Below are 17,112 nucleotides of genomic sequence, written 5' to 3' on the forward strand. Positions count from 1 at the left end.
TGGATTCGACGCAAGACGGTGTCACAAGCGGTGGCCCCTAGAAGAAACGCAGGCGTGTTTGCACGCGCTTGCAGCGCATGCGTGGCGGTCATCTGTGGGGGACATTCAGCCACGCGGGGTTTGCAAGGTTGCAGTGCCCGCGTGGAGCGCATTACAGGCTGTACGCTTCCAGCGGCTTGTCGTTGGGCGCTTGCAGCAGCTGCTTGAGGGTGTCACCCATGGGCAGGTTCAAAGATATGTTCTTGGGGGGAATCGGCTGCACAAACCATTTGTCATAGATTTGCGCCACTTCGCCCGACTTCATCATGCTGACCAAGGCATCGTCCACTGCTTTTTTGAAGCTCGGATCATCCTTGCGAAACAGCAGTGCAATCGGCTCGGAGCCCAGCACTTCGCCCACGATTTTGTAGCCCTGCGGGTCTTTGGAATTGGCAATCACACCGGCAAGCAAGTTGTCGTCCAGCACAAAGGCTTCGGCGCGGCCCGCTTCCAGCATCATGAAGCTCTCGAAGTGATCCTTGCCCAGTTGGGTGGGCAAATTCACGTTGTGGTCCTTGGAAAACTTGCGCAGCAATTGCACCGCTGTGGTGCCTGCGGAAGCCGCCACGGTTTTGCCATCGAGCTGCTTGAACGAGGTGATGGGCGAGTCTGCGCGCACCGCCATGCGCACTTCGCTCACATAGGTGGTGACCGCAAACGACACCTGTTTTTGGCGGCTGAGGTTGTTGGTGGTGGGGCCACAGCCCATGTCCACCGTGCCGTTTTGCACCAGGGGCAATGTGTTTTGGGCCGTCATGGCCATGTACTCAATCTTGGCCTGGGGGACGATGCGGGCCAGCACCTTCTCGCACAGCTCGACGTGGTAGCCCACAAACTGGGCGTGAGAGCCCAGTGCGTACGCCATGGGCGCAGAGCTCTCGCGCACGCCGATGGTGACTTTGCCTTGTTGCTGAATTTTTTCGAGGGTGCTGCCAGTTTGGGCGTGCACGCTGAATGCCGAGGCCAAAGCGACACAGGCCAGGCTCCAGCGGGTGGAAAATTTCGTCATACCAATCTCCTTCGTGGTGTTATCAGCAATCTGCGTGCCAGGCACAGCAGATGCCGTCGTCGTCAAGGACTTGCGTCAACTATCTGGCAATTGGCGACGCAGGCATAACGATGAAACGGAAGGAGGTCATGCGGGGTGTGTATGACCTGGGGGTGACCCTAGGGGCCAGGGAGATGCGGCCTTGCTGCGTGACCGCTGCGCAGCCGCCGCCATCGTCCCCTATAGCCCCTCAGGCCCACAGCACCCAGTTGGGTGCAGCTTAAGCCCCCTGCAAGCGGGCCTCTGCAGGTGCTTCCCACCAGCCGCTGACCAGCCCCTGTGGCTTGCGCAAGGCGCGCACCCAGGCGCAATCGGGCCAGGCGGCTTGCTGCACATTCATGCCGGCAAACACGCCATAGCCTTCACCGGCCACGATGTCGCCGTCGGCCTGCATGCTCTCGCCAGCGCGAATGCTGCAGGCGGCGCGGATATCGCCCAGCGCCTTGATGCCCCAGCCTGCCTGAATGTGGTTGCCGCAGTGCAGGCTGTCCTGTGTGGCAATGCCGTGGCCCGCCTCCAGCAGGCCTTGCACGTGGATGGCACCGCCAGCGCGCACGCCCTTGGCGCATTGCAGGCTGCCTTGCACCTCAATCCCTTGGCCCGCCACGGCTTCGCCGCTCAAGCTCACATTGCCTGTGCAGCACAGCTCCCAGCCTGCGCGCACATGCTCGGCACGCATATCGTCTGCCACGTCCACACTCCACACGGCCTTGACGCTGCCGCCCGCTTGCAGCGTCTGGGCAAAGAGGGCGCCACCGCAGTGGATGTCTTCCTTGACCTCCAGCGTGCCTGCGCGAATGCCTGCCCCCACTTGCAGGCTGCGGCCCACCAGCAACTGGCCGGGCACACGCACATCGCCGCGCACGATCAGCGTGCCCGCAAACACAAAGTTATCGGCCTCCAAATGCTCCAGCTCCAGCACGGCATTGGTGCTGCCAAAGTTCTCCAGCAGCCAGCGTGCGTCGTCCACACGGCCCGCAGCCACCTGGGTGTCCATGGCCGTCTGGTAGTCACCGCCGCTCAGGTTGTTGCGCACAAACCAGCGGTAGCCCATGGCACAGGGGTTTTTGCCGCGTAAAAAAGTCTGGGTCAGTTCCATGTCCATGGGTCAAGCTCGTCGGTTCCGGGGAGAGGGGGACGGACACGTGGCTGGGGCCTGGCTGCCAATGCAGACGTGGTGGGGCCAAGGTGCGCACATGCCCTTGCTGGGTGCAAGAGGTAGAGGCCGTGCGGAGGGGATGAAGGGGTGTGGTCTTACGCCTTCCGCACGGCGGCGGAAAGCATGGCGGTGACACCGCTGAGGCTGACGAAGGCGGTCGGAATGCCGTGGCGCTGGGCCTGCTGGCGGCGCAGCGCACGCGCACAGGCCTGTGGCGCCGCTGCCAAGGCAGAGCGGCGCAGACCAGCAGCAAAAGATGCGAGCGCGTGCAGCATAAGAAGGGGGAGAAGGGCCTGTGCGGCGGAAAAAATTACCGCCTGCAATTATGGCCAGTCCCCTAATCTGGCACGGCCAGGTGCGACATTCTTGCGGCGGCCAAGCCGCAGGCCTGCATGGCGGCAGATTCCTTGCTGCCGTGCAAGGCATCGGGCTTTGGTTAACATCGCTGCCTCCTGCGGGCGCGCGCCCGTGATGGCTGGGCGCAGATGGTGCGCACCACCCTGCGCGCGCCACGCCCCCCTTTTTTTGCCTGCGTTGCGCGGTAGCGGCGCTGACGTGGGCAGGTCTTTTGAGACTGTCGTATGACCCAGAACACCCCCCCGTCCTTTTTCAGCCGCATCGCCATTGCGATCGGTAGTTTTTTTGCCATTCTCGGCAACGGCCGCCTGGCCACCGATGTGGTGCGCGTGCGCGCTGGTGAAGCCTTGGCCGCCGATGTTGCCCCCAAGGAAATCCGCGTCGAAGTTCCCGTGGAAAAGATCGTTGAAGTCCGCGTGGAAGTGCCCGTGGAGAAAGTTGTCGAAAAAACGGTGGAGCAGCGTGTCGAAGTCCCCGTTGAGAAGATCGTCGAAAAAACCGTGGAAGTGCCCACGCAAACCGCCGCGCTGCAACTGCTGGGCCTGCTGCAGCGCGAAGCGCGCTTTGTGGACTTCATCCAGGAAGACGTGGCCCCCTATACCGATGCCGAAATTGGTGCCGCTGCCCGCGTGGTGCACGAAGGTTGCCGCAAGGTGCTGCGCGAGCACTTTGCGATTCAACCCGTGCGCACCGAGGCCGAAGGCAGCCGCATCACCCTGCAAGCAGGGTTTAATGCCACCGCCGTGCGCCTGACCGGCAATGTGGTGGGCCAGGCGCCCTTCACCGGCACGCTGGGCCACCGTGGCTGGCAGGTCTCCGCTGTCAAGCTGCCCCAGCTGACCGATACCGCCGCCGCCCACGTCATCGCGCAAGCCGAAGTGGAGCTGTAAACCATGAATACGTTGGCTTCCATCGCCCAGTCGGGCCACGCGGCTGCAGCGGGTCAGGTAACTGCAAATACTGTAGCTGCCAGCGCAGATACAGCAAGCGCTACAGGCCAAAATAGCTTGAAAGCTGCCGCTGCCCAATACAGCATTGGTATTGACCTGGGCACCACGCACTGCGCGCTGTCCTTTGTCCACAAAACCGCCAGCGACGGCGAACAGGTGGTGCAGGGCGTGCTGGACATTCCCCAGCTCACTGCACCCGGCAGCGTGGAGGCCAAGTCCCTGCTGCCGTCCTTTCTGTACCTGCCGCACGAGAGCGAGTTGACCGAGGCCGAGCGCACCCTGCCCGGCGCGCCCAGCGACTGCATCACCGGTGAATTCGCGCGCAGCCGCGGCGCGGCCACGCCCATCCGCCTGGTGTCCAGCGCCAAGAGCTGGCTGTGCCACCCCGGCGTCGACCGCCGCGCAGCCATCCTGCCGGCCGATGCGCCCGAGGAAGTCAGCCGCATCTCGCCGCTGACCGCCTCTACCCGCTATCTGGAGCACCTGCGCTGCGCGTGGGAGCAGGCCCACCCCGAGGCCCCGTTTGCCCAGCAAGACATCACCGTCACCATTCCCGCCTCGTTCGACCCCGCCGCGCGCGAGCTGACGGCCGAGGCCTGCAAGGCCGCCGGCTTTGCCAATCTGACGCTGCTGGAAGAACCCCAGGCCGCGCTGTACAGCTGGATTCAGGCCAGCGGCGGCCACTGGCGCAAACAGGTCAAGCATGGCGACGTCATCCTGGTGGTGGACGTGGGCGGTGGCACCACCGACCTCTCGCTGATTGCCGTGCTGGAGCGTGATGGCAACCTGGCGCTGCAGCGCATTGCCGTGGGCGAGCACATCCTGCTGGGTGGCGACAACATGGACCTGGCGCTGGCCTACGGCGTGGCGCGCAAGCTGGCGCAAGAAGGCAAACCGCTGGACGCGTGGCAAACCCGCGCCCTGGCCCACGGCTGCCGCGCCGCCAAAGAGCAACTGCTGGCCGATGCCAACCTGCCATCCGTGCCCGTGGTCGTGCCCAGCCGGGGCAGCAAACTGATTGGCGGCAGCATCCGCACCGAAGTCACGCGCGACGAAGTGCTGGCCCTGCTGGTCGAAGGCTTCTTCCCCAAGGTCAAGGTCAGTGACAAGCCCCAGACCCGCGCCCGCGCTGCGCTCACGCAACTGGGCCTGCCCTATGCGCAAGACGCCGCCGTCACGCGCCATCTGGCCGCCTTCCTGACGCGCCAGGTCCATGCGCTGGCCGAGATTGAGGGCCTGAACATCGATCAGGTGCAAGGCTCTACCTTCCTGCACCCCACCGCCATCTTGTTCAACGGCGGTGTGCTCAAGGCCCCGCAGATCGAGCAGCGCATTCTGGACGTCATCAACGGCTGGCTGGACGACGAGGCCTGTGAGCCCGCCCGCCTGCTGGACGGCGCCAACCTGGACCTGGCCGTCGCCCGGGGCGCGGCCTACTACGGCCACATCACCACCACCGGCCGCGGCGTGCGCATCCGCGGCGGCACGGCCCAGTCGTACTACGTGGGCGTGGAAAGCAACATGCCCGCCATCCCCGGCATGGAGCCGCCCATCTCCGCCCTGTGCCTGGCCCCGTTTGGCATGGAAGAAGGCACGGCCGCTGCCGTGCCTGACCTGGAGCTGGGTCTGGTCGTGGGCGAACCCGTGCGCCTGCGCTTCTTTGGCTCCTCCGTGCGCCGCAGTGACACCGTGGGCACCATGCTGGACTTCTGGGGCTCCGAAGAGCTGGTCGAGCTGCAGGAGATCGAGCTGAACCTGCCCGCCGCAGGCCGTGCCGCTGGCGAGGTGGTGCCGGTGACGCTGGAAGCCCGCGTGACGGACATTGGCACGCTGGAGCTGAATGCGGTGCCGGTCGGTGGCTCAGAGCGCTGGAAGGTCGAGTTCGATGTGCGTGCGGAGACTACTTCCGACGAGGGGTAAGCGGCCTCGTCGCTCCAGCTTGTGAAAAGCTGTTTGCAAAGCCTGCTGGCTGATCGGTCAGTGGGCTTTTTTATTGGTGTTTTTAGGTTCTGGCGCTTATGTGGCAAGCGCTGGTAGCTCTGTTTTTATGGTTGCTGTGGCATTGCTGTCCGAGGCCGGTAGTCGACCGGCGACGACCCGATTTCTTTTGTCTTGCCAAAAGAAACCGCGGAAAGAAAAGGCGCGCCTTGCAGGCGGCTGTCCGGCGGAACTCACTGCGCTCCTGCGTCGCTACGTTCAAACAGCCGCCGGAAAAGTGAAGGACTTCCACGAACGGGGCGCGACGCTTGCGCGCGCAGCTATGTATTTATGCCTAGCTGATGTGTAATAAGAGCTATGCCAATTAAAGCGGAAATTACTGATGACCATCCTAAACAAGAAGAAATTTTAAAATAAATTTCTTTCTTAAAGGAGATTGTTTTGAATGCTTTATCTAAATCATTGTAAAAATTTGATTTTTTAATTTCGTCTGATAATTTTGAATATTTATCAGCTCTTTTTTGATATCCTAAGCTGCAAAAATAAAAATCTGCAACAGCACAGAATAGTCCCAAAAGAAAAAAAACGAAGGCGATTTTTATTTGTGTGCCTTCAATGATTTTTGCAGCCAGCAAAGCTGCACTGCCTGCGAGCGCAGCAGCGTTTATAACAGCTAGATGTTTGACAGTCTCTAAAGTCCATTCAGAGTTTCTTTGCCAATCTTGCTCTGAAGCGGTAGAGAAGTATTTTGATAAATTTTCTTTTTTATCGTTGAAACTTTCTAGATGCAGAAGCAGCACTTTTTTTATTCTGTAGTTTTCTTCTGTTTCTTTAAACCATATGTTTGCAAATTCTTTTGCAGAAATGATATCTTTTTTATTCTCAATCGCCCATCCAATCGCAATTGTTTGGGTTTGTTCTATAGAGGTTAGATTCATATTGCATGATTTTGTGAAATTTTATTGATTATGAAGAGTTCGCTTGAATTAGCAATATGTGTTTAGCCACTTCTACCCGTGCCGAGGCGCACAGCCCCAGACGGAAAAAGCCAGACGCGCTGTTTGAGGCTGCGAAGCAGCCGAGTTTGCGGCTGGCCCGGCTGGGGCGAGCACCGCAGGTTGCCCGGAGCGCAGCGCAGGGACACGGGTAGCAGGGTCGCCTTTTCTTTGCTTACTTTCCTTTGGCGAAGCAAAAGAAAGTAAGTCGCCTGCCGCGCGACAAGCGGCCAGCCAAACTCAAAACAACAACAACAAGAGACCAATCAGCCATAAACGCTTATCCAGCAAGCACCCCCAGCTAACATTCTTGAAAAGAACGTTTCACCCCTCACAGCCCTTGCAGGGCAAAAGTCACCGCCCCCCACGCGTTGTCACCGCTTGATACGATCAAGCCCCTCCGGCTTCCCTCGCCCCCGCGTTGATTTTTCATGACTGCACTGACCGCCTCTCCCACCTACGTTGTTGGCATTGACCTGGGCACCAGCCACACCGTCGTTGCCAGCGTGCCGGTGGGTGGTGTGGCGGCAGACATTGCACTGTTGCCCATTCCCCAGCGCAGCGCTGTGGGTGAGGTGGTGGCGCAGCCGCTGCTGCCTTCAGTGCGCTACCAGGCCGCGCAGGGGGAGTTGGGTGAGGCCTGGCTGCAACCCTGGCTGCCACAAGGTGCCAGCCCCGAGGCCCCCGCCGTGATTGGCCGCTGGGCGCGGGAGCTGGGCGCGGCGGTGCCGGGGCGCTTGGTGGCCAGCGCCAAAAGCTGGCTGTCGCACACGGGGGTAGACCGCTCGGCGGCCATCTTGCCCTGGGGCGCGGGGGATGAGGTGGCCAAGGTCTCGCCGCTGGCCGCATCGGCCTCGTACCTGGCGCATGTCAAAGCCGCTTGGGATGCAGCGCACCCCGGTGCCCCTTTGCAGCAGCAAAGCGTGGTGCTCACGGTGCCCGCATCGTTTGACGAAGGTGCGCGCGCCTTGACGTTGGAGGCCGCGCAGTGGGCGGGCCTGCCGCAGGTGCAACTGCTGGAAGAGCCCAAGGCCGCGTTCCACGACTGGTTGCTGCAGCAAGGCGCGCAACTGGCGCAGCAGTTGGCGGGCAGCCGCCTGGTGCTGGTGGTGGACGTGGGCGGCGGCACCACCGATTTGACGCTGATCCGCGTGGATGCCGCCGCAGACGGGGGCGTGCCCACGCTCACGCGCACAGCGGTGGGTGAGCATTTGATGCTGGGTGGCGACAACATGGATTTGGCGCTGGCCCACCAGCTGGAACCCGCATTTGCGGGCGCAGGCCAGCGCCTGCCGGCGCAGCGCTTTGCCCAGCTGGTGCAGCGCTGCCGCATGGCCAAAGAGCAGTTGCTGGCCGCCGATGCGCCGGCGCAAGTCGGCATCACCTTGCTGGGCGGTGGCAGCCAGTTGCTGGCGGCCACGCAGACGGCCACGCTGACGCGCGACCAGGTGCAGCAGCTGGTGGTGGAAGGCTTTTTGCCCGCTGCGCAGATCACCGATGGGCCCACCAAACGCCAGGGCGCGCTGCGCGGTTTTGGGCTGCCGTACCCGGCCGATGCGGCCATCAGCCGCCATCTGGCGCAGTTTCTGCGCCAGCATGCAGACGGTGCACTGCCCGATACGTTGCTGCTCAACGGCGGTGTGTTCCACGCCCATGCACTGGTGCAGCGCCTCACGCAGCAGTTGGGGGATTGGCGCGGCAGCCCGGTGCGCGTGTTGCACAACCCGCACCCCGACTGGGCCGTGGCACGAGGGGCCGCCGCCTATGGGCTGGCACGGGTGCAGACACAAGTGCCCCCAAATTCTGAATCAAATCAGCTGCTGGCGAAGGCACAGCAATCGCCAGCAGCTATCAAAACAATCATCCCGCACATTGGCGGCGGCGCAGCACGCAGCTATTGGCTGCTGCTGCCAGGCAAAGCAGGCGCAGCCCCCCAAGGCATTTGCCTGCTGCCACGCGGCACGGAAGAAGGGGTGCGCATGGTGCTCAGCGGGCGGCGCTTTGCGCTCAAGCTGGGGCAGGCCGTGCGCTTTGTGTTGCTGGCCAACAGCCGCAGCAATTTGCCGGCACAGGCCGGGCAGTTGCTGGCGCTGGAAGGCGAGGGCTGGGTGGAGCTGCCCCCGGTGGCCACGGTGCTGCCCGCCCTGCCAGGCAGCACGCAGACGCAGGTCGAAGTGCAGCTGCAAGCGTGCATGACCGAGGTGGGCACGCTGGAGGTGCGCTGCGTCAAGGTTGAGCACGGCGTGGCAGACCCTGCGCAATCGTGGTTGCTGCCGTTTGCGGTGCGCGGCGCGCTGGGCGGGCAAGAAGCCTCAGAAAGCATAGCTGCCAGCGCAGACGTAGCAAGCGCTAAAGGCCAAAAAGGCTTGTCATCGCCAGCAGGCAGGCTGCCCGAAGCGGTGGCGCTGATCGACCGGGTGTTTGGCACGCAGGCACAGGCTGTGACGGCCAAGGAAGTGCGCCAGTTGCGCCAGTCGCTGGAAAAAATCCTCGGCCCGCGCGAGGGCTGGGAGGTGGCGCTGCTGCGTGCCCTGTTCGACGCCTTGCTCGCCCGTGCCAAACGCCGCCGCCGCACGGCCGACCATGAGCGGGTGTGGTTCAACCTAGCGGGCTGGTGCCTGCGCCCCGGCGTGGGGGCTGAGCTGGATGCCTGGCGCATCACCCAGGTGTGGGCGCTGTACGGCCAAGGGCTGGGGCACGGCAAAGAGGCCGCCAATTGGACGGAGTGGTGGGTGTTCTGGCGGCGCGTGGCGGCCGGCCTGAACGAAGCGCAGCAAATGCAGCTGCTGGAAGACGTGGCGGGCCACATGCAAAAGGCAGTGCAGCAAACCACGCGCAGTGGTGGCAAAAGCAGCCACGGCAGCTATGACGACATGCTGCGCCTGTTTGCCGCGATGGAAGCGGTGCCTTGGCAGTACCGCCAGGAAATGGGCCAGTGGATGTTGCAGCGCCTGCAGCGCCCCGATGAAACCGTGCAAACCTGGTGGGCGATTGGCCGCCTGGCGGCGCGCCAGTCGCTGGCTGCCAACGCCCATCTGGTGATGCCGCCCGAGGCCGCGCAGGAGTTTGTGCATGCCACGCTGGCGCAAGACTGGCGCAAGAACGAAACCGCCATGTTTGCGGCCGTGCAAATGGCGCGCATGACGGGTGACCGCGCCCGCGATCTGCCCGATGCCCTGCGCGCACAGGTGCTGGAGAAAATGCGCGCCTCAGGTGCCCCACCGCGCTGGCAGGAACTGGTAGAGCGCGTGGTGCCCATGGAGGCGCAAGACCAGCAGCGCAGCCTGGGCGACAGCCTGCCGCCGGGGCTGGTGCTGCTGTAGCGGCCATCCCGCTGAAGCTGACAATACGCTGGCTGCGCCGGCGGCCATGGGGGCCGGTGGCGGCACGGCTCTTTATGATGCGGCGCATCCCTTCGCAGCGGGGAGCAGGCCTGGAGACCCCGGGCCTTGCTGCCCCTGTTGCCACGCCGTCGCCCACCTGGCCAGCGCGTGGCTTTGCTTGCAGGCCATAAGCAGCAAGTTCGCCTTTTTCACCTTAGACGTACTTGGTATAGCTATGAATTTGCACTTCTCTTTGTCGCGCCGCCGTGCGCTGGCTGCTGCTGCGGCAGCGTGCGTGTCGGCCGGTGCATGCCAGGCCTGGGCACAGGCCAACTGGCCCTCCAAACCCATCACCTTTGTGGTGCCGCAAAACCCCGGCGGTGCTAATGACGTGGTGGCACGCGCCGTGGCGCAGGGCCTGGAAAGCACGCTGGGCCAGCCCGTGATTGTGGAAAACCGCCCCGGTGCCAACGGCAATGTGGGCACAGGCCAGGTGGCGCGCAGCGCCGCCGATGGCTATACGTTTTTGGTCACGGCGCAAAGCGCCTACACCATCAACCCGGCGCTGTATTCCTCGGTGCCGTTTGATCCGCTCAAAGACTTCACCCCCGTGATGCAGCTGGCAGTGGCGCCGTACCTGCTGGTGGTGAACCCGAGCTTTCCGGCCCAGAATCTGAACGAGCTGGTGGCCTATGCCAAGGCCCATCCGGGCAAGGTGGAGTACGCATCGGCCGGTAACGGCACGCTCAACCACCTGCTGGGCGAGATGCTGAAAAAGCAAAAAGGCATCGACTTGCTGCACGTGCCCTACAAGGGCGCGGCCGCTGCGGCCACCGATGTGGTGGCGGGCCAGTTGCCGATGACGTTTGGCAGCTTCCCCGGCGTGATGCCTTTTGTGGCCAGCGGCAAGCTGCGCGTGCTGGGTGTGGCCTCAGACCAGCCTACGCAGCTGGCGCCGCAAGTGCCCGTGCTGGGCAAGGACTTGGCCGTGACCAGCTGGTATGGCCTGTTTGCGCCTGCGGGCACGCCCAAGCCGATTATTGACAAGGTGTACCAGGCCGTGCGCACGGTGCTGGCCACCCCGGCCATGCAAGCGCGCCTGCAAACCCTGGGTGCTGAGCGGGTGGAGTCGTCGCCAGAGAGCTTCAAGGCCAGCTTGCCTGCCGAATTGGCGCACTGGAAGCAGGTGGTGGACGCCGCAGGCGCCCGGATTGACTGAGGCTTGGCGCCCACTAGCACCGCTTTCCTGCGTAAGCCACGCGACAGCGCAAGGCTTGGCAGGTGCGGTGCGCTTTGCTAGGGTGTGGCCTTTGCAATCTTTGACATTGCCGCATGCCTACTCCCAATCTCTTTAAACGTGGCTTGCAAGCCGGTCAGCCGCAGATCGGCTTGTGGTCGACCTTGCCTGCGCCCTATGTGAGTGAGCTGCTGGCAGGCAGCGGTTTTGACTGGCTGTTGCTGGATGCCGAGCACACCCCCACCGATGTGCCGCAGATGGTGCAGCAGTTGCAGGCCGTGGCGGCTGCCCAGGTGCGCACGGGCTGTGCGCCCACGCAAGCTGTGGTGCGCCCGCCGGTGAACGACACGGTGCTCATCAAGCGCTACCTGGACATTGGCGCGCAGACGCTGTTGCTGCCCTTTGTGCAAAACGCGGAGCAGGCCAAGGCGGCCGTGGAGGCCGTGCGCTATGCCCCGCATGGGGTGCGCGGTATGGGTGGCAGCATGCGCGCTTCCAACTTTGGGCGCGATGGCGACTATGTGCACCAGGCCGCCGACGAGATTTGCCTGCTGGTGCAGGTGGAAACGCGCGATGCCTTGGTCCATCTGGAAGAGATCGCCAGTGTGGATGGCATTGACGGCGTGTTCATTGGCCCGGCCGATTTGTCGGCCAGCCTGGGCTATGCCGGCAACTCCAGCCACCCCGATATGCAGCTCATCATCAATGATGCGCTGCAGCGGGTGCGCCAATGTGGCAAGGCGCCGGGCATTTTGGTGACACAGCCCGAGCGCGTGCAAAGCTGCATCCACCACGGCGCTTTGTTTGTGGCGGTGGGCATGGACATGCTGCTGCTGCGCAGCGGTGCCGACGCGCTGGCGGCACGCTTTAAGCCGCAGCAGATTGTGCCGGCGGCAAGTGCGGCCATGTATTGAGCGCGGTCTGGCAGTTTTGCGCATGTATTGCATGCTTAGAAAACTGCAGCACCTGGCGCAGGTGTAGCATGGCTTAGAGGGCTTTTTGATCTCAAGAAGCTTGGCAAGTCTTTGGCTGCTGCCCGCAAATGCAGCGGCGTTATTGATGTTTTTTGGCGAGGTAAATCACCATGTCTCACACATACCCGGATACCCAGTTGCTCATCAACGGCCAATGGCAGCCCGCTGCCAGCGGCAAAACCATGCCCGTGCACAACCCTGCCACCGGCGAAGTGATTGGGCGGCTGGCCCATGCGGGCAAGGAAGACCTGGACCGCGCCCTCGCTGCCGCTGAAAAAGGCTTTGCCATCTGGAAGCACACCAGCGCCCATGAGCGCCAGGCCACCATGCGCAAGGCGGCAGCGCTGCTGCGCGAGCGCGCCGATGCGATTGCCGCGTTGCTCACGCAAGAGCAGGGCAAACCGCTGGCTGAAGCCCGCGTGGAAGTGCTGGCGGGCGTGGGCATCATCGAGTGGTTTGCCGATGAGGCCCTGCGCCTGTACGGTCGCATCGTGCCCGCGCGCCGGGGCGATGTGCAGCAGTTGGTGATCAAAGAGCCGGTGGGCCCCGTGGCGGCCTTCACGCCGTGGAACTTCCCCGTCAACCAGATCGTGCGCAAGATCAGCGCGGCGCTGGCCACGGGCTGCTCCTTCCTGTGCAAAGCACCCGAGGAAACACCAGCTTCGCCCGCCGCGCTGTTCCAGTGCTTTGTGGATGCGGGCGTGCCTGCGGGCGTGATTGGGCTGGTGTATGGCGACCCGCATGAAATCTCCAGCTACCTGATTCCCCACCCCGTGATCCGCAAGATCACCTTCACCGGCTCCACCCCCGTGGGCAAGCAACTGGCGGCCATGGCGGGCGCGCACATGAAGCGCTGCACCATGGAGCTGGGCGGCCACGCCCCGGTCATCATTGCCGAAGATGCCGATGTGGCGCTGGCCGTGAAGGCGGCGGGGGCCGCCAAGCTGCGCAATGCGGGGCAGGTGTGCATCTCGCCCACGCGTTTTTTGGTGCACCACAGTCTGGAAAAAGCCTTCACCGAACAGGTGGTGGCCTACTTTGAATCGATCCAGGTGGGCAACGGGCTGGAGGCGGGCACCACCATGGGGCCGCTGGCCAATCCACGCCGCATCACGGCCATGAAATCCTTGGTGGCCAATGCCCAAGCGCAGGGCGCCAAGCTGCTGCTGGGCGGCAAAACGCTGGGCGATGTCGGTAATTTTTACGCCCCCACGGTGCTGGCCGATGTGCCGCTGAGTGCCGAAGTGTTCAACAACGAGCCCTTTGGCCCTGTGGTGGCCATGCGCACTTTTGACCAGATGGATGAGGCCATTGCCGAAGCCAACCGCCTGCCCTACGGCTTGGCAGCGTATGCGTTTACCCGTTCGCTCAAGCACGCCCACCAACTGAGCCAGCAGGTGGAAACCGGCATGCTGTGGATCAACCAGCCTGCGGTGGCATCGGCGGAGATGCCATTTGGCGGGGTGAAAGACTCGGGCTATGGCTCTGAAGGTGGCAGCGAGGCACTGGAGGCCTACCTGATTCCCAAGGCCGTCTCGATTGCCATGGTGTAGCACGGCGCACGTTGGCTGACCCATTTCAAGGCCGCTGTAAGCGGCCTTGTTTTTTGAAGGGCCAAAAGCGTGTTCCCGTCCAGTGTGGGAATCGCTGTGCCCGGTGAAGGGCTAGCCTGGCTCGCCGCTGCAATGCAGCTGCCGCCCCACTGGGCGCCGCGCAATGAAAACTTTTATTCAGCGGCAGCCAAGGTTGATGTGAACACGCTTAACGGGCCGCGCGGCGGCTGCCCAGCGGGGTGCCGTCGGCCGCGCGAGCATCGGTGTCAACCAGGCCTTTTTTCAGGTCGCGGTGGGCTTGTTGCATGACTGGGTCGGGCTGGGGGGCGGTCATGTTGATGGAGGCATCGCGCTCATGGGGCAGCTTGCTGGCAGCTTCTGCATCACTGGGGCGCTGTTTGCGCTGGGTGTTGATGTGCGGCGCCTGGGAGGCTGCAGTATTGGTCGTTGGGTGAGGGGGCTTGGATGCTGAGTTGGGCATAGCGGTTCTCCTTGCTGGCAGTGTGCGCGAGGTCTGCGCACGTGGCTGTAGGGCAAGGGCGGATGGGTGCGCGCGATTGAAAAGTTCTTTTCAACGTGTGACGAACTCCCTGCGGGCCAGGTGCGGTGACCAATGCAGTCCTACAGCTGTGCCTGGCAATCTGCGGCAACATGCAGCCATGTGCAGGCAGCTTGGTGGGCTGCAGGCGCTGAAAAAAACTTTTGCCATGACACCAAGGAGGACGTGTATGACGACATTGACCCCCGGCGTATCCCAACCCGGTTTTACCGAACTGTTTGCCCAGTTGGGCTTGGACAATGATGAGGCCAGCATTCAAGCATTTTTGCGCCAGCACCACCCCCTGGCGGACGATGTGCTGCTGCACGATGCCCCGTTCTGGAGCCCCCAGCAGGCGCAGATGCTCAAGGAAAAAATCCGTTGCGACGATGACTGGGCGATTGTGGTGGACCAGTTGAGCGTGGCGCTGCGCAAAAAGCCCGATCTGCAAAAGCTGTAGCGATGACAGCGCTACCGGCAGGTGCGGCGCAGAAGCTGTGCCTGCGGCACGCGCTGCACGTGCTGCGCAGCTCGCGTGTCCATCGCAGCCACCCGCCCCCGCAGGCCGCTTTGCAGTTTTGCAAGCGGCCTGTTTTTTTGCGGAATGAGGCCCGCGCCCACCCCACCAAAATTGCCCCCTGTACGTCATTGCTTCGCGCTGGGTCTGGGTGGTAGCCGCCAACCTGCGGTGGGTTGGCTGGGTGGTGGATACGGGAACGCGTCAGCGGGATGGCTCTATGCAATATATAGCTGTTCACGCAGGCTAGATCTGCGTGAGAGGCACTTTGGAGGCTTGATCCCTGATGCCCTGGCCGTGGCCGCGATCAGCCCAGCCAGTAGGTCAGCAAGCCACCCGCACCGAGCAGCCAGGCAAACAAGATGGCTGCCAGCAGCAAGGGCTTGATGCCTGCTGCGCGCACGGCTTGCCAATGGGTGGTCAGGCCCAGGGCGGCCATGGCAATCGCCAGCAGCAGGTTGTCCAGCTCCACCCCCACACGCACTACGGCGTCGGGCAAGATGCCCAGGGAATGGATGCCTGCAACGGCCACAAATCCCAGAGCGAACCAGGGAATGCTGATGCCAGCTGCATCGCCTGCTTGGCGCAGGCTGCGTGCCAGCGCTGCCGAAAGCAGCACCAAGAAGGGGGCCAGCATCATCACGCGCACCATTTTGGCGATGACGGCGGTGTTGGTTGCTTCAGGGCTGACGGCAGCGCCCGCTGCCACCACTTGTGCCACTTCATGCACGGTGGCCCCCACATACAGGCCGTACTGCTGGGCATCCATGGGCAGCCAGCCGTGGGCGGCATTCCATTGGTACAGCGCGGGGTAGAGGAAGGTGCCGACCGTGCCAAACACCACCACGGTGGCAATCGCCATGGCCACATCCTGTGCGCGGCCTTTGGCCACAGGGGCGGTGGCCAGCACTGCAGCGGCGCCGCAGATAGAGCTGCCCGCGCCAATCAGCAAGGTGGTGCGATTGTCCAGGCCGAACACCCGCAGGCCCAGGATGCAAGCCAGGCCAAAGGTGCTGGCCAGCACCAGCGCATCCAGCGCAACGCCGGCCCAGCCGACCTGGCCAATGTCCTGGAACGTCAGGCGCAGGCCATACAGCACGATGCCGGTGCGCAGCAGTTGTTGCTTGCTCAGCGCCACGCCGGGCGTGGTGGCGTGGGCCCAGCGGGGGTACACGGTGTTGCCCAGCAGCAAACCCAGCACGATGGCCAGGGTGAGAGCGCCCAGGCCGTGCTGGGTGAACCAAGGAAGCTGTGCCAAGTAGATGGCGGTGAGCGCGACGGCGGCGCTGAGTGCCAAGCCGGGAGCGGTGCGGCGCAGCCATTGCCAGGGTTGAAAAGCCAGTGAGGAAGCAGACAAGGTGTTCATAAGCGAGCCTGTCTCCGGGGTTCAAAAAAGAGCAGGAGCCTTGCACTTTAGATAAGTTGGTTATATATGTATAACGATTAGTTTTTGTATGATTAACCGATTGCATCGATAGATAGAAAGTCCACCAAACCATGCTGCATCTCACGCTGCGCCAGCTGGAAATTTTTTGTGCCGTGGCACAAAGCGGCTCTACCGTGGCTGCGGCCGAGGTGGTGGGGTTGTCGCAATCGGCCACCAGTGCGGCGCTGCAGCAGTTAGAAGCTGTGCTGAATACCCAGGTGTTTGAGCGCGTGGGGCGCAACCTGGTGTTGAACGATGCGGGGCGTGCGCTGCTGCCGCAGGCGCTGTCGGTGCTGGAGCAGGTGCGTGGCATGGAGCAGGCTTTTGCCGGGACAGGTGGTGGTGGTTTGCCGGTGCGCTTGTGCGTGGCCGCCAGCACCACGGTGGGCAGCTATGTGCTGCCGCCGGTGCTGGCTTTGCTGGCACGCAGCCACCCGCACATCAGCGTGGATGTGCGGATTGCGAATACGCGGGAGGTGGAGCACGCCGTGCAGGCGCTGGAAGTGGATGTCGGCCTGATTGAAGGCAGCAGCCACGGCGTGGGGCTGGCGGTGCTACCGTGGATTGCCGACGAATTGGTGGTGGTGGCTGCGCCCGGTGATGCGCTGGTGCAGGCTGCGCAGACCAAACCGGTGGGCGTTGCCATGCTGCGCCAGGCGCGCTGGCTGCTGCGCGAAGAGGGTTCGGGCACGCGGGAGATGGTGGAATACGCCTTGCTGCCGCGCCTGCACCAGTTGCCCGCCGCGGCGGTGCTGGGCAGCTCCGAGGCGATTGCGCGCTGCGTGGCGCAGGGCTTGGGCATCAGCTGTTTGCCCCGGGTGCTGGTGCAATCCATGCTCAACGATGGCAGCCTGGTGGTGCTGCCCACATCGCTGCCCCGCATGGAGCGGCACTTTTGCATCGTGCAACGCGCGGGCAAGCATGTGTCTGCGGCGTTGCAGGCTTTTTTGGATGCCTGTGCCGCGCAGGCGGTGCGGCAGGCGGGTGCGGTGGAGGTTTAAAAAATAAGAGCTGCTTGCGTTGTATTTGCAAGCGTTTTCTGTGTATTTCGATATGAA

14 protein-coding genes are annotated in these 17,112 nt (G+C 63.2%); 8 read left to right on the plus strand and 6 right to left on the minus strand.

The window, feature by feature from the left end:
* Nucleotides 1-151: 151 nt before the first annotated feature.
* The 3 genes from QEP12_RS00320 to QEP12_RS00330 all read right to left on the minus strand — a co-directional run bounded on the left by QEP12_RS00320 (nucleotide 152) and on the right by QEP12_RS00330 (nucleotide 2,521).
* A complete protein-coding gene (locus tag QEP12_RS00320) occupies nucleotides 152-1,048 on the minus strand; it encodes a transporter substrate-binding domain-containing protein (protein ID WP_284213002.1) in 897 nt (298 codons plus the stop codon).
* Between the two features lie 259 nt (nucleotides 1,049-1,307).
* Complete coding sequence (locus QEP12_RS00325) at nucleotides 1,308-2,192, minus strand: hypothetical protein (RefSeq protein WP_284213003.1); 885 nt, start codon at nucleotides 2,190-2,192, stop codon at nucleotides 1,308-1,310.
* A 149-nt stretch (nucleotides 2,193-2,341) separates the two neighbouring features.
* Nucleotides 2,342-2,521, minus strand: coding sequence for a hypothetical protein (locus QEP12_RS00330; RefSeq protein WP_284213004.1), 180 nt, complete (start codon nucleotides 2,519-2,521; stop codon nucleotides 2,342-2,344).
* Nucleotides 2,522-2,827: 306 nt separating this feature from the next.
* Here QEP12_RS00330 and QEP12_RS00335 point away from each other — a divergent pair, with 306 nt between their 5' ends.
* Both QEP12_RS00335 and QEP12_RS00340 read left to right on the plus strand, forming a co-directional pair.
* A complete protein-coding gene (locus QEP12_RS00335; RefSeq protein WP_284213005.1) occupies nucleotides 2,828-3,493 on the plus strand; it encodes a DUF2760 domain-containing protein in 666 nt (221 codons plus the stop codon).
* Nucleotides 3,494-3,496: 3 nt separating this feature from the next.
* Nucleotides 3,497-5,473 (plus strand): Hsp70 family protein, encoded by a 1,977-nt coding sequence (locus QEP12_RS00340; protein WP_284213006.1) that lies wholly within the window; start codon nucleotides 3,497-3,499, stop codon nucleotides 5,471-5,473.
* 338 nt (nucleotides 5,474-5,811) lie between these two features.
* Here the strand turns inward: QEP12_RS00340 and QEP12_RS00345 are convergent, their stop codons facing one another.
* Nucleotides 5,812-6,429, minus strand: coding sequence for a hypothetical protein (locus QEP12_RS00345; RefSeq protein WP_284213007.1), 618 nt, complete (start codon nucleotides 6,427-6,429; stop codon nucleotides 5,812-5,814).
* Nucleotides 6,430-6,917: 488 nt separating this feature from the next.
* On the opposite strand from QEP12_RS00345, the gene QEP12_RS00350 reads away from it, so the two are divergent.
* From QEP12_RS00350 to QEP12_RS00365, 4 genes are all read left to right on the plus strand, one after another.
* On the plus strand, nucleotides 6,918-9,809 hold the full coding sequence (locus tag QEP12_RS00350; protein WP_284213008.1) for an Hsp70 family protein: 2,892 nt from the start codon (nucleotides 6,918-6,920) through the stop codon (nucleotides 9,807-9,809).
* 235 nt (nucleotides 9,810-10,044) lie between these two features.
* Complete coding sequence (locus tag QEP12_RS00355) at nucleotides 10,045-11,028, plus strand: Bug family tripartite tricarboxylate transporter substrate binding protein (protein ID WP_284213009.1); 984 nt, start codon at nucleotides 10,045-10,047, stop codon at nucleotides 11,026-11,028.
* A 113-nt stretch (nucleotides 11,029-11,141) separates the two neighbouring features.
* Nucleotides 11,142-11,960: an aldolase/citrate lyase family protein gene (locus tag QEP12_RS00360; RefSeq protein WP_284213010.1), complete on the plus strand. Its 819-nt coding sequence runs from the start codon at nucleotides 11,142-11,144 to the stop codon at nucleotides 11,958-11,960.
* A gap of 170 nt (nucleotides 11,961-12,130) precedes the next feature.
* Complete coding sequence (locus QEP12_RS00365) at nucleotides 12,131-13,573, plus strand: NAD-dependent succinate-semialdehyde dehydrogenase (protein WP_174863480.1); 1,443 nt, start codon at nucleotides 12,131-12,133, stop codon at nucleotides 13,571-13,573.
* Nucleotides 13,574-13,781: 208 nt separating this feature from the next.
* Here the strand turns inward: QEP12_RS00365 and QEP12_RS00370 are convergent, their stop codons facing one another.
* Nucleotides 13,782-14,054 (minus strand): hypothetical protein, encoded by a 273-nt coding sequence (locus QEP12_RS00370; protein WP_174863481.1) that lies wholly within the window; start codon nucleotides 14,052-14,054, stop codon nucleotides 13,782-13,784.
* A 247-nt stretch (nucleotides 14,055-14,301) separates the two neighbouring features.
* Between QEP12_RS00370 and QEP12_RS00375 the strand changes: the two genes are divergently transcribed.
* Nucleotides 14,302-14,571, plus strand: coding sequence for a DUF2789 domain-containing protein (locus QEP12_RS00375; RefSeq protein ID WP_284213011.1), 270 nt, complete (start codon nucleotides 14,302-14,304; stop codon nucleotides 14,569-14,571).
* 364 nt (nucleotides 14,572-14,935) lie between these two features.
* Here QEP12_RS00375 and QEP12_RS00380 read toward each other — a convergent pair whose 3' ends face one another.
* On the minus strand, nucleotides 14,936-15,994 hold the full coding sequence (locus QEP12_RS00380) for a YeiH family protein (RefSeq protein WP_284213012.1): 1,059 nt from the start codon (nucleotides 15,992-15,994) through the stop codon (nucleotides 14,936-14,938).
* Nucleotides 15,995-16,125: 131 nt separating this feature from the next.
* Between QEP12_RS00380 and QEP12_RS00385 the strand changes: the two genes are divergently transcribed.
* On the plus strand, nucleotides 16,126-17,055 hold the full coding sequence (locus tag QEP12_RS00385) for a LysR family transcriptional regulator (protein ID WP_174863496.1): 930 nt from the start codon (nucleotides 16,126-16,128) through the stop codon (nucleotides 17,053-17,055).
* Nucleotides 17,056-17,112 lie beyond the last annotated feature (57 nt).

The organism is Comamonas jiangduensis (genome assembly GCF_030162955.1).
Lineage (GTDB): Bacteria > Pseudomonadota > Gammaproteobacteria > Burkholderiales > Burkholderiaceae_C > Comamonas > Comamonas jiangduensis.

Coding starts and splice junctions, on each gene's coding strand:
- QEP12_RS00320 (WP_284213002.1), bottom strand. CDS start 1,048: ATGACGAAATTTTCCACCCGCTGGAGCCTGGCCTGTGTCGCTTTGGCC.
- QEP12_RS00325 (WP_284213003.1), bottom strand. CDS start 2,192: ATGGACATGGAACTGACCCAGACTTTTTTACGCGGCAAAAACCCCTGT.
- QEP12_RS00330 (WP_284213004.1), bottom strand. CDS start 2,521: ATGCTGCACGCGCTCGCATCTTTTGCTGCTGGTCTGCGCCGCTCTGCC.
- QEP12_RS00335 (WP_284213005.1), top strand. CDS start 2,828: ATGACCCAGAACACCCCCCCGTCCTTTTTCAGCCGCATCGCCATTGCG.
- QEP12_RS00340 (WP_284213006.1), top strand. CDS start 3,497: ATGAATACGTTGGCTTCCATCGCCCAGTCGGGCCACGCGGCTGCAGCG.
- QEP12_RS00345 (WP_284213007.1), bottom strand. CDS start 6,429: ATGAATCTAACCTCTATAGAACAAACCCAAACAATTGCGATTGGATGG.
- QEP12_RS00350 (WP_284213008.1), top strand. CDS start 6,918: ATGACTGCACTGACCGCCTCTCCCACCTACGTTGTTGGCATTGACCTG.
- QEP12_RS00355 (WP_284213009.1), top strand. CDS start 10,045: ATGAATTTGCACTTCTCTTTGTCGCGCCGCCGTGCGCTGGCTGCTGCT.
- QEP12_RS00360 (WP_284213010.1), top strand. CDS start 11,142: ATGCCTACTCCCAATCTCTTTAAACGTGGCTTGCAAGCCGGTCAGCCG.
- QEP12_RS00365 (WP_174863480.1), top strand. CDS start 12,131: ATGTCTCACACATACCCGGATACCCAGTTGCTCATCAACGGCCAATGG.
- QEP12_RS00370 (WP_174863481.1), bottom strand. CDS start 14,054: ATGCCCAACTCAGCATCCAAGCCCCCTCACCCAACGACCAATACTGCA.
- QEP12_RS00375 (WP_284213011.1), top strand. CDS start 14,302: ATGACGACATTGACCCCCGGCGTATCCCAACCCGGTTTTACCGAACTG.
- QEP12_RS00380 (WP_284213012.1), bottom strand. CDS start 15,994: ATGAACACCTTGTCTGCTTCCTCACTGGCTTTTCAACCCTGGCAATGG.
- QEP12_RS00385 (WP_174863496.1), top strand. CDS start 16,126: ATGCTGCATCTCACGCTGCGCCAGCTGGAAATTTTTTGTGCCGTGGCA.